Genomic DNA, 12,214 nt, shown 5'->3' with positions numbered 1-12,214 from the left:
GCTTATGATAACCCCTCGTATGTAAGTGACACAGAGAGATGGAACTCTACTTCCGGCAATGTCTCAGGCGAGGTGACGAGCGCTATCACAGTGAGACCGATCTATTACCATCAATGGAGCGTTACTTTTGGAGTAATAAGTGGCAATCCTAACTGCGCTGATACGCCCTCTGTCAAACTTAATTATACAGATACCAGCGTGAGATTCCAGATAACAGTTTCGACTGACACTCAAAGATGGGTAGATTGCAATACAAGCAGTACTGCTTATGCTTATGATAACCCCTCGTATGTAAGTGACACAGAGAGATGGAACTCTACTTCCGACAATGCCTCAGGCGAGGTGACGAGCGCTATCACAGTGAGACCGATCTATTGGCATCAGTGGCAAATCACAGTCTCTACAATAGGCGGCTTCCTCAATGAAACATATCCATCTAGAGTTTACTGGTATGATACGGGCACTCAATACAATTCTAGTATTTATGACGACGCACCTGTAACTAAATGGCAAGACTGCGGCGCTAAGTTCAATGTCTCTACTCCTATTCAGGGTCCTACTAGCCCGCGCAATGTTAAATATGTCTGCGACGATAACGAGAGTTACGCAAGCTCTGCAAACATCAGCTACTCATTCTGCTTCCATGCAGAGTTCCCAGCTGACGTTAAAATCGCAGGCGAGAATCAAGGAGATATGTTTGGCTGGAGTGTTTCAGGTGATGCCGATTACAATAACGATAACTGCGAAGATATTTTTGTGGGCGCGCCATACTGGAATAGCTCTGCAGGAGAAGTAATAAAAGGCAAAGCATATCTATTCTACGGCAATATTTCTGGAGTAGCGCCTTGGAGTATAGGAACCGCATTTACAGCTTCTTCAGCTAATAGCACATGGGTTGGAGAAGCTGCTGACGACGATTACGGTTTTGCGGTACACGCAGCTTACATAGATTTAAATAACGATGGTGGTAGCGAGTTAATTGTAGGAGCTCCTAGAAACGATACCCCAGGGCAGAACGATAATAGAGGCAGAGTGTATATCTACGGGCTTGCTGAAGTGCCTGTTGTAACTGTAAACCTCACCACAAACGATACCGCTACGCCTGCGCTTGGTGAGACCACATTTACTACGCATTCTGCAGGCTGGTATAATAAGAGTGTAAAGCTAGTAGGCAGGAATTTAGTAGTTCATACAGATAAGAATATAACGCTCACCGTTAGCGTAGGTACTGTTGCGGGACCAGTCTATATAAGATTATTTTTCGATTCCCAAGCTTATCCTTCCAGATACGAACACAGTGCAGGAGTTATACCAGTAGCAACTACAAGATGGGTAAAAAGCTACTGGGAAAACGATACTGCAACTAATCTATGGCTTGCAAGCTATAGTAAAAGCAATGCGAGTTTAGATAGTGTGCTAATCAAAGCAAATATTACTGCATGTGCAGACTTCGATGCGAGCACTATAAGTACTGCAAAACTAACTTTAAAAACTGCAGGCGATAATTTAGTATCAAACTATGAGAACGTTACAATGAATCTAGAAGCTTCAGGCACAACCTGGAAATTATATAACTACTCATTCAGTATTTCCAATTTTGAGCTTGGGATATATAAAGTGATAGTTACAGCTGTCGATACGGGAGACGGAGATGATTTTAGATTCGGCGATTGCAATCAGCGCATAGCTTGGTTTAGAGTGGAGGCTTGAAAAAAATGAAATGGAAACTTAACTTAGCAGCTGAAAAAGAAAACACAAAAAAATTTATGAAAACGCTCGTTACAATTCTAGTTATAGTAATTATAATCTCTGTATTCTACGGATTGACTTTCATAAGATTTCCTTTTCAAGCGCGTATAGGCATTGCTCAATACGAGCTTAGCGTGCAGTTCATGGCCTGCGATTACGCCACTACCGGCAGTCTCGTTATTCAAAATGAAAGTTACTCTTACAGACTAAAATTAGGTAGCTGGGCAGCAAACACTACAAAGACATATCCAGCTGCTTTCGCAATTGTTAATCCCCACAATATTTCAATTACTATCAGGAAGCTAGAAGTTAAAGGCGCTCTAAGCCAGTATGTTCGAGTTTATTTACACAAGAACTACACAAGACCTTGCAATTCAAGCTTAGTAACAATTGCAGCAAGTGGCTGTGAGCAAGCCAGCGACTACCAGAAATACTATGAAGGCTACAGCATAGAGTATGACGGAGCAAGCGCTTGGAAATTAAGTGCAGGCTGGGGCTACAACGCTACAAAATGCCTTACTTACGGCAATTCTACAAGCAGAGCGAACGCAAGTTTCTTTGAAAACGTTTGGTTCTATGACGAGAGCTATCATAATCTAGCAGACAACGACACTGCAAATTTCGTGTGGGTAGAGGTCTCTATAGCTGTGCCCTCAGATGCGACTGAGGTTTATACTGAGAGTGAAATTATCGTTATAGTGGATTGTGCAGATGCACCGCCTAAAGGACCTGAGATCGATTTCATGGCTTGCGATAGAATTGGCGGCGGCTATGTGCTTACAGGGTATACAAACAGAAGTGTGAGATTCAATCTTGGAGAATGGTATGCAAACACAAGCAGAAGTTTTCCAGGCGCTTTCGCTATAGTTAACGCACAAAGTGCGGCTATAAGAATAGAGAAGATAGAGGTGATCGGCGACGGCTCCTATTTGCGAATTTATTTACATAAGAACCGAACAAAGCCTTGCAATAGTAGTATAGTAGCACCTGGAATTATCACAGAAACTTCAGATGATATGCAGTTATATTACGACGGCTCTACTTCCATCGCATGGGGCAGTGCAGGCTGGAAGCTAGCAGCAGGGTTAGGCTACAATGAAACCAATAATCTTATCTACACTAACGGAACCTATACAGTGAATGCTACGCGTATAGGAGGATTTCCCGATGCGAATTATTATTTCTGGCTATATAGCGAAAGTGCCCCTTCAAACGCTAGTTTAGCAAATAATGACACAGCCAACTTTGTATGGGTAGAAATAGACGTGGTAGTGCCTCCAGGCGCTTCATCAGTATCGGTTTCAGGCGAGCTTATATTCTATTTCAGGTCTATCTGAAGTAAACTCAGCGACGAAGTTCTTCTTGACTAGCTTTTTCGTTGAGTCTATCCGCTGAGTTTAAGTAAACTCCGCAACTTGAAGGTTCTCGTCAAGCTTTTAGCGTTGAGATACTACGCGGAGTTTAAGTAAATACAGCCTTAAACCAGGGGTATTTTTTGAGTAACAATTTCTTGGTAGATTATGCCCTTGTCAAAATGTGTCGAATTAGGTGGTACATTTTTTGGGGAATTTTTCTATGTTTCACGTCTTAAATTTCCACTGGAAAAAATCTGTCAAATTCTTTATAGAAATTTTAGGGAAAGTTTCTTTTATTTATTTCACAAAGGGAGTAAAGGTCTCACCTTAACTGGCGAAGTCAGGCTTAAAATCCAGCACATAGTCGAAATTAGGGTGGTAAGAGCAAAGATTATATACTAAAAGTAACATAAAATTAATTGTAAAATGAGAAAAATCACTAGTTTAATAGGATGTCTTCTGCTCATTATAAGCCTGAGTAGTATTAGCATAAATGCTGCAGAAAGAACTGAGCCAAGAGCAGAAAGTTTGAGTGTGGTGAACTCAACTCTGCTAATAGAAGGTGAATATACGCACCACGGCTCCGTAGTTGTAAGAGATAACGGCTGCCTAGTAATTGTAGGCACTTTTACTGTGCTGCAAGATTATGCTTATCAGTACAGCATAGAAGTTAGAAATAACGGTACGCTTCGAGTAGTAGAGCATGGCATTCTTAAAAGCAATTACCCACTGCTGATAAAGACTGAAAACACAGCATATATAGAGCTGAACAACGGCTCTGTAGAGCTGAGCGCAGGTAAATTAGAGCTGACGGACAGCATTGTTACAATTATGAACTCTAAACTCAACTGCACACTGCTATCAGGAACTAGCTCTACAATAGATGTTGTCGCATCTACGCTCAGCTCCAGCATTACTGAGCTAAACAAGGTATTATTCAGCGCTACAAATTCAGTACTTACTTCATGCCTAAACGCTACAGACAGCGCTTGTACCCTTTTTAATGTAACACTCCCATCTGCTATAGCTACAGGAACTACTGCAATTTCAATTTATAGAGTGCTGAGCATTTACGTAAGAGATGTAATTGATGTGCCGGTAGGTGGCGCAACTGTGCATATCAAGCATCTGCTGAACGATAGTGTCTATCAAACAGGAGTTACAAGCCACAAAGGAAAATTCGAGACCTATGCGCTAAGCGATATTATCACAGCTACAGGTGAGCAGTTCTTAGGTAATTATAGAATCTTGGCTTTCTACAACGGCCTTACTACAACCACTGCTATTGCATTGCCACACTATCAAGTTTATTCTAAGCTAGAAGATGTAGTAAATATAAAAAGCGCAGTGTTGAGGTTTGAAGTGCCACTAATATCGAGCTTCTATTCTGCAGGACGAGATATTATTATAGCTGAAAACTCAACTAAAATTCTTGAGAATTCTGAGTATGCAAAGGATGGCGAAACTTATACGTATGTTCAAGACGGCAATATATTGGTGAAAAATAATGCTACTCTTATTATTCGCAAGAACACTGTTCTAAACATAATACAGAGCAGTCAAAGAAGATATTTCATTTCTGTTGAGAATCAAGGCAGACTAATTATAGAGGGAAACAGCAGTACTGTCAGCAACGAGCATTTGAATCTATACCTTTTCGATAACTGCACGTTTAACGCTAGCGAGCGAAGTTATTTAAAACTCAACATCATAGGCTCAGATAATGCCAATATAGCTCTAAAGGATACTACCCTTGAAGGCTCAGTGTACGCAAAATGTGCAGTAACAAGATTAGAAAACGTTGTGGCAAACGCCTCGTACCTAATATTCAATACAACAACGCTAGCGCTAGCAGGCTCGCAACTAGCTAGCGAAAAACTTGAAATAGCTACTCAAACTCTCGATATTAGAGACTGCACATTCACTCAGCCCTTGAGATTGAAGTATTCAGGATATTTAACGAACGTCACAGCACCTGAAATCGCAACTGAAGCAACTATTTATAAATGCTGGTGGCTTACTGTAGAGGTAGTAAACGGGCATAATCTTCCTGTAAGCGATGCTGAAGTACGCGTGTATAGCTATAACAATTTAACTGAGCTTTTCTATACCTCTGCAAGAACCGATAAATATGGCATAGCTAAATTCAAACTTTTAGGCAGTGAAATAACAGGCGAGCGCGAGGAATTTGTAGGCAACTATAAAGTAGTAGCTTTTTATACAACTCAAAACCAGAATACCTACACCTCGACAGAAGCCAAGCTTGCAATGACTGATAATAAAAAGGTTACTCTGAAGTTTGCCGAGAAGCTGGTACCACCTTACTATATTAGTGTAACGCTCGAGTTCATATCGCCTGGACAGCCCGGAGCTGAAATAACTATTTCGGGAGAAGTTCTATACAATGATGGCCCTGATAAAGTAGCGAACGCAAATGTTACAATAGAAATTGTAGAGACTGGCTTTGTAGTTAATACCACTACAGACTCTGAAGGTAGATATACATGCAACGTTACCGTACCTTTAGAGACGGGCAAGTATACTGTAAAGGTCAAAGTGAGAGAGACTGTCTTTAATATGAGCGCTGAAATTTCAAAACCGCTTGTCTCAGAGCTGAAAAAACTAGAGTTCAATTACTGGTTTATAATTGGATTCGTTATTTTAGCTGCTCTATCTGCACTTGGAATTAGATTTTTAATAATGCGTGTATCTGCAGGAAAAGTAGTTAGTAGCTCAGAAACGAGCGGTACGCACAGAACTACAGCTTTGAGATGGCTGCTAGAAAACGCAGTCCGCAAAAGAGGCGAAAAATAAAAGTTAAACATGGTAGAAAACAGAAAGTACTATACTAAAAAGCCAAAAAATGATAAAAATCTGAGTGCGCTCCCTATCGGGACAGTCTATGAAGATTACAATGTTACCGAGCTGCCACCTGAGGAGCGTGAAATAAAAGAGCTTGAAAAAGAGCTCTGGCACCGTAGAGAAGAGCTTGAAAAAGTATTAAAAGAGAAGCTCGGAAATATTGGTCGCAGAGAAGCCAGGCTGAGCGAGTTAGAAGAGAAGCTGACTATGAAACAGAGAAATTTTGAAGAGTACGTAGCTAAACGAGAAGAGAAGCTAAAGGCGGAGTATGAAGAGTTAGCTGTAAGGCAGAAAGGTTTTGAAGAAATGAAGAAAACATTTTTAGAAGATTTAAGAAAGGGAGCTAAGAAAGAGGAGGTACAAGAAAAAGCTCGACTGCAAGAATTAGAAAGCGTTACTGAAGAGCAGTCGCGCCAAATTGTTGAGCTAAAAGAGAAACTTAAGCTCAAAGAGGAGGAGTTAGCTGAAAAGCTAGAACTTTTGGATAGTAAAGAGAAGAGGATAGAAAAAGTAGTTAAAGAAAAAGATATTGAACTGCAAGAAAGATCTAAGAAAATAGCCGAAAAGGAGAAGAGCCTGGAGGAGAGAGAAAAATTATTGAGTGAACGTGAAAATATCGCTGTTAAAGAGAAAGAGAAGCTAGAAGAGCAGCTCGACGCTCTGATGAAAAGGGAAGAGGAGCTTAAGAATAGGGAATTGGAGTTAGAAAAAGCGATTGAAAAGGAGCGATTGCTTAAAGAGGCTGCTCAGACTCTAGAACTGCAGCAGAAAAAAATAGCTGAAATAGAGAAGTCAGTTATTGAAAACAGGGAGAGACTTAACAATCAGATTCTTGCAGTAGAGGGGCTGACTGAAAAACTTAAGGGTACGACGAGAGAGCTAGAAGGTCTAGTTGAGAAGAAGCTGATAATAGAGAGAGAGCTTATAGAAAGAGAGCAATTACTAGAAAGTAAAAAGAGTGCGCTAGCGATGAAAGAAAAAGAGCTTGAAGCTAAACTAAAACTTCAGGAGGAGGTAAAAAGATTGCTTAAAATATTAGATGAACTGCTGGGTAAACTTCCTAAAGAGGTAATTGAAAAGTTTGCGCTCACTGAAGATTATGAACTTTACGAAAGAATATTAAAAGAATATGGTGTGTGAAAATAAATGGACATCAAGGGGTTTTTTAGTAGATTGCTGAGTAGCTTGTTCAGAAAGAGAAAGAGAGCGCCAGAGCAGGCAAGCAAGGAAATGCCTGAAAAGCGATTTGAGGTTCCAAGTGCCAATAAGATAATACCAACAAAAGCCCCACTAGTGCATGAGCTTAGAAAAGATGTAGAAGAAAAAGTCATAGAGGCTTATGAAGAAGGGGCTCAACTACAATTAATCAAGCTCGAGCCACAATACGAAGAGCTTGATATTGAAGAAGAAAAAAGATTAATAAAAGAGTTAGAAGAGAAGCTTAGACACTACAGAATGAAGCTTCGCAAAGAGCTTGAGCTCAAAGAGAAAGAGATTGCTATTATGAGAGAGCAGCTTGTAAAAGAAGAAGCGCTTATAAGGGCTAGAGAAGAGCGTGTAGCAAGAGCTGAGCAGGAATTGAAGCTTAAAGTTTCTGAGATAAATGCTAAAATTGAAGAGTTAGAGCGTACCAAATCAGAGCTTGGTGAGCAAATAAAAGTACTCAAAGAGCTTGAGACAAGATGGGATAAATGGCGTGAAGAAAGGGTTGAACTGCTCACAAGGCTTGAAAGGGGGAAAGAAGAAATAGTTATTGACGAAGACGTTAAAAAACTGCTTGCAATTGTTGACGAGCTACTAGGCGAACTACCTCCGGAAGTTGTAGATACTTTCAGAAAATCTAAGAATTATGAGCTATACGAAAAGGTAATGGAAAAATACGGAATAGGGTAAAATGGGACTGAGAGCTAAGCTGAAGAAGGGAGAAAAGCCTAAAACTGAAGAGGTAAAAGAAGAAGTAGTAGCGCCGCCAGCTGAGCTGGCATATACATGTCCACTTTGCGGATCTGACGTAGATGGCGAAACTATCATATGCCAGTTTTGCGGTGCAGTGTTTGAAGAGAATATCTACGAATGTGGATTTTGCGGCGCTCAAATAACAAAAGATTTAAGAATGTGCCCTGCATGCGGTATTGCTACAAGACCTGAAATTTTAGAGCTTGAGCCGGGCTTGACATATCTTATTAAAGAAGAACGCCCCACAATGGGCTTTGATATGTTCGTAAAAAGTGTGCATGCTGGGAGACCTGCCTGCGGCATTTCTACGATATATCATGACAAACTTAGAAAAAAATACAATCTCTCAGAAAACGTACCTGTGTACTGGCTAAGCTCTGCAACCGATGCAGATGCAATTTCGCCTGGAAGAGCTCAATTCGAACTTACCTATACGATAATAGAGTTTATGGGCAGAACAAAAAATGGCATTGTATTTCTACATGGACTTGACCAGATAGTTAAAGGAACGAATATCGATGTTACAGTAGATTTTCTTAAAAACATTACAGATGCAGCCTCTAAAAGAATGGCTACTCTGATAGTAAGCGTAAACCCTAATATATTCAGGCCTGACCAATTGGCTATAATAGAAAATTTATTTGATGAAATTCTAGAAGGTGAATACGAGGAAAGAGTTACACCTGTCGTAGAAGAGTTAAGTGTAACATTGCCGTCAGCTGAAGGAGAGCCTAGTGCAGAGAGAATGGTAGAAATGCCAACGCCCGAGCTCGTCGAGAGAAAAGTATCGAAGACCAAGCGCGTACTATTTCCATTTACTGCAATTGTAGGTCAGGAGACAATGAAAAGAGCTTTGTTGCTCAATGCTATCAATCCTCAGATAGGAGGAGTGCTGATTCAGGGCGAAAGAGGTACAGCTAAATCTATTGCTGTAAGAGGGCTTGCAGAATTGTTGCCTGAAATAGAAGTTGTAAAAGGCTGTAGGTTCAGCTGCGACCCCAATGTACCTGAGGCGCTCTGCTGGGAGTGCAAGGAAAGAATTGAAAAAGGTGAGAAGCTGGAGGTAGAGAGGAGGAAAGTAAAAGTTGTAGACCTGCCTCTCAACGCTACTGAAGACAGAGTTGTAGGAGCACTAGATGTAGAGAAAGTACTGAAAGAGGGTCTTAAAGCTTTTGAAGAAGGCCTTATGGCGGAAGCGAACAGAGGTATTCTCTACATTGACGAAATTAATCTTTTAGATGACTATCTTGTAGATGTACTGCTCGACGCTGCTGCAATGGGTGTTTGTAGTGTAGAACGTGAAGGTATAAGTGTAAGCTATCCTGCTAAATTCATATTAGTTGGGAGTATGAATCCTGAGGAAGGCAAACTTAGACCTCAGCTCCTCGATCGATTAGCATTAAGTATAGAAGTAAAAGGAGTACCTGACACAGAAGCCAGAGTTGAGATTATTAGGAGGCAAAAAGAGTTCACAAAGAGCGCTGAAAAATTTAGAAGCGCATTTGAAAAGTCTCAAAATGAACTGAAAGAGAGAATAAGGAAAGCGCAAGAGCTTCTTCCGCAAGTAAAAACTTCTGAAAAACTGCTTGAAGGGATATCCAGACTTTGCGTGGAGTTTAAAGTCGATGGTCATAGACCTGATATTATGATTCAGAGAGCTGCTGAAACAAACGCTGCTTTTGAAGGTAGAACTGAAGTTACTAAAGAAGATATTATTAAAGCTACAGAAATGGTCTTCCCGCACAGAATGAGAAAAGGACCTTTTGAAGAAGGTAAGTTCAATGTGCAACTTCTTAGAAAAATCGCAGGTAAGATAGTAGGCAAGTAGATGCTGAGCGGGGATGAAAGTATTGGAACGAGAGGGGGCATAGGAAAACTTGCTAGATTAAAGAGAGCGTTAGCGAAGAAGTTGAAGTTGGTAAAGGAGGAGCGGAGAATAATAGAGGATTGGAAAGCTCGTCTGGAAACTGAAATTAGTAGAATAAATGAAAAAATTGATTTTGGAGTTTATAGAGAATTAGAGCGGCTAAGAGCTAAAGATGATGAGCTTAAAGATACATTAAGTAAAGAGTTGAAAAGCCACTTCCTAGAGCTCTCGCATGAATTAAAGAGTTACGTCGAAGAATTAAGAAAAGAAAAAGACTATAAATTACTAGCTATAAGCTCTGGAAACGAAGCGCTAAAAAGCGAGCTAGAACTCTTGAAAGGGCAGATAGCTAAACTTGAAAACAATATTCTGCAAAACTTAAATAGCGCTTTGAACGAAGAGCGTACCGCACTAAAGAATCTTAAAGAATCTGTTAGGGAGTTAGAAGATAGCAAAAGAGCCACAGAACTGAGGTTAGAGCATTTTGGAGCTGAAACTGCGGTACTAAAAAAATCAGTTGAATTGAAATCCAAAGAATTTGAGAAAGAGCTGAAAAACTTAGCTCTAGAGCTTGAAAAAATAGAGTTACGAGAAGGTCAGAAATTATTCTCTAAAGAGCCTGTCTATCCTTTTGTAGCAGTTGTAGGTCAAGAGAAAATGAAAAGAGCGCTCATTCTTAACATCGTAAATCCTTCGATAGGCGGCGTACTACTCTGGGGCTTGAGGGGCAACGGAAAATTTACAGCAATTAGAGGGGTAGCTGAAATTGCTCCTAAAACAGATAGGTGTAAGTTTTTTTATTGTGAGAGCGAAGATTGTCAGAGATGCGATAGAAGATATTCCTATGGTACTCTACCACTCGTCACGTCTTTCGGCAAGTCCAGAGGAACTTACATTATAGATTGGCTCTCAATGGCTTCTGCAATAACAATAGATGCTGCTAAAAGCCTTCAGTTCTCATTTTCACCTCGCTCGCTCCCATCAGTACTGATTAAAATCCCGCTCAGAGTAGAAGTAAAAATGGTCGAAGATTACGAGCTGGGAATAGAAATAATCAAAAGGAGGGAGGAGTTCGCAGAAGACCCTGAAAAGTTCAGAGCTAAGTATGAGAATGAGACTAAAAAATTAAGTGATAAGATATTAAAGGCTAGAGAGCGACTGCCGAATGTTTTCGTTTCTGAAGATATTTATAGAACTGTTGCAGAACTTACTAAAGCAAGTCGTATGAACGATATTGCAATAGTAATTGAGCAGTTAGCTAGAGCGCAAGCCGCTTACGATGGAAGAGACAGCGTTACTGTAGATGACGTTGTGGACTCTTCTGATATTATTCTTTCCAAACAGTAAAATATGCCACCCCCAATTTCTAAAATAAGGAAGCAGCTCTCTCCCAACTACGGCTTTACTTTATTAAACAATGTGTTCGCAGTTCGTATACCACGAACTTCAATATATCAACTTTCACTTCTGGATGTAGCTCAGATATCTAAAATAAAGCCAGCCAAAGAATTTGAAGCTGTTTATATAATTGCAGATAAATCGCATCTTAAATTACCGAAAGGAAAATTCGACTCTTTAGTTGCGAGTAGAGTTTCGATAGAAGAAGTACTTAGAACTGCAAAAGGCTGGGAGCTAGAAGATAGATATGCAGAAGTTATCTTCAAACTGCTCGATACTTGCGTTGAGGAGGGTAAACTTCCAGTAGGACCATTTAGAGCTGGCAGACGAACTGAAGTTATAACGGTTGGTACCGGCAAATATATGCGGTATAGAATACCGCGTGAAAGTGAAAATGTAAGAGATATAGCAATTGTGCCGACAATACATGCTGCTGTGCTGAGGGAAAGGAAGCTCTCTAAGAGAGGACTTGCAGTTAAAAGACAGGATTTTAGAGAGAAGGTAAGGCTTAGCTATGTTTCGTCATCAATTATAACAGTGCTTGATACAAGCAGTTCTATAAGTAGCATGAGGAAACTGGAGCTTGTAAAAGCAGTTGCCCGCTTGATATTAACAAGCGCTTACCAGCACAGAGATCAAGTAGCTTTAATTAAGTGCTCAGGCACTACACCTGAGATTATTTCACCGCTTACTCCAGCTGTAGAGTCCTGCGAGCCTTACATAAAAGATCTGCAGATAAGCGGCGCTACTCCACTTGCTGCAAGTATTTTAGCAGGTTTGGATATTGCGAGAAGCGGTAAGACTGCAAAGAGCGTACCTATCCTGGTACTCATAACAGATGGAACTGCTAACGTACCGATAGAGCCAGGCGGAAATATATACAGAGAGCTCTATAGCGTAGCCCGGCTCGCAAGGAGGAGCGGTGTGAAAATACTGGTTGTTGATATAAGTGAAGAAGGCTCGCTAGTTGCAAAAAGAATTGCGTCTATAAGTAATGGACACTACTATCACTTGAAATGGTAAATTT

8 protein-coding genes are annotated in these 12,214 nt (G+C 40.5%); all 8 read left to right on the top strand.

The window, feature by feature from the left end:
- On the top strand, nt 1–1,710 hold a 1,710-nt coding region (locus QMD21_02830; protein ID MDI6855703.1), incomplete at its 5' end, for an integrin alpha.
- Between the two features lie 5 nt (nt 1,711–1,715).
- Nucleotides 1,716–3,086 carry a hypothetical protein gene (locus tag QMD21_02825; GenBank protein ID MDI6855702.1) on the top strand — a complete coding sequence of 457 codons (1,371 nt, stop codon included), beginning with the start codon at nt 1,716–1,718 and terminating at the stop codon, nt 3,084–3,086.
- Between the two features lie 444 nt (nt 3,087–3,530).
- Nucleotides 3,531–5,918 carry a carboxypeptidase-like regulatory domain-containing protein gene (locus tag QMD21_02820; GenBank protein ID MDI6855701.1) on the top strand — a complete coding sequence of 796 codons (2,388 nt, stop codon included), beginning with the start codon at nt 3,531–3,533 and terminating at the stop codon, nt 5,916–5,918.
- Nucleotides 5,919–5,927: 9 nt separating this feature from the next.
- Nucleotides 5,928–7,106 carry a hypothetical protein gene (locus QMD21_02815; protein ID MDI6855700.1) on the top strand — a complete coding sequence of 393 codons (1,179 nt, stop codon included), beginning with the start codon at nt 5,928–5,930 and terminating at the stop codon, nt 7,104–7,106.
- Between the two features lie 6 nt (nt 7,107–7,112).
- The gene (locus QMD21_02810) at nt 7,113–7,859 is read left to right on the top strand and encodes a hypothetical protein (GenBank protein MDI6855699.1); all 747 of its coding nucleotides are present in this window, start codon (nt 7,113–7,115) and stop codon (nt 7,857–7,859) included.
- Nucleotide 7,860: 1 nt separating this feature from the next.
- Nucleotides 7,861–9,750 (top strand): DUF835 domain-containing protein, encoded by a 1,890-nt coding sequence (locus QMD21_02805; protein ID MDI6855698.1) that lies wholly within the window; start codon nt 7,861–7,863, stop codon nt 9,748–9,750.
- On the top strand, nt 9,751–11,136 hold the full coding sequence (locus QMD21_02800; GenBank protein ID MDI6855697.1) for a hypothetical protein: 1,386 nt from the start codon (nt 9,751–9,753) through the stop codon (nt 11,134–11,136).
- Nucleotides 11,137–11,139: 3 nt separating this feature from the next.
- Nucleotides 11,140–12,210 carry a VWA domain-containing protein gene (locus QMD21_02795; protein MDI6855696.1) on the top strand — a complete coding sequence of 357 codons (1,071 nt, stop codon included), beginning with the start codon at nt 11,140–11,142 and terminating at the stop codon, nt 12,208–12,210.
- Nucleotides 12,211–12,214: the final 4 nt, after the last annotated feature.

This window comes from Candidatus Thermoplasmatota archaeon, assembly GCA_030018475.1.
Classification (GTDB): Archaea; Thermoplasmatota; JASEFT01; order JASEFT01; family JASEFT01; genus JASEFT01.
Note: the sequence above shows the minus strand (reverse complement) of the source record. Positions and strands in the feature narration are given on the sequence as shown.

What these genes read in the sequence shown, in the direction of transcription:
- QMD21_02795 (MDI6855696.1), top strand. Translation starts at nt 11,140, where the DNA reads ATGCCACCCCCAATTTCTAAAATAAGGAAGCAGCTCTCTCCCAACTAC.
- QMD21_02805 (MDI6855698.1), top strand. Translation starts at nt 7,861, where the DNA reads ATGGGACTGAGAGCTAAGCTGAAGAAGGGAGAAAAGCCTAAAACTGAA.
- QMD21_02820 (MDI6855701.1), top strand. Translation starts at nt 3,531, where the DNA reads ATGAGAAAAATCACTAGTTTAATAGGATGTCTTCTGCTCATTATAAGC.
- QMD21_02800 (MDI6855697.1), top strand. Translation starts at nt 9,751, where the DNA reads ATGCTGAGCGGGGATGAAAGTATTGGAACGAGAGGGGGCATAGGAAAA.
- QMD21_02825 (MDI6855702.1), top strand. Translation starts at nt 1,716, where the DNA reads ATGAAATGGAAACTTAACTTAGCAGCTGAAAAAGAAAACACAAAAAAA.
- QMD21_02810 (MDI6855699.1), top strand. Translation starts at nt 7,113, where the DNA reads ATGGACATCAAGGGGTTTTTTAGTAGATTGCTGAGTAGCTTGTTCAGA.
- QMD21_02815 (MDI6855700.1), top strand. Translation starts at nt 5,928, where the DNA reads ATGGTAGAAAACAGAAAGTACTATACTAAAAAGCCAAAAAATGATAAA.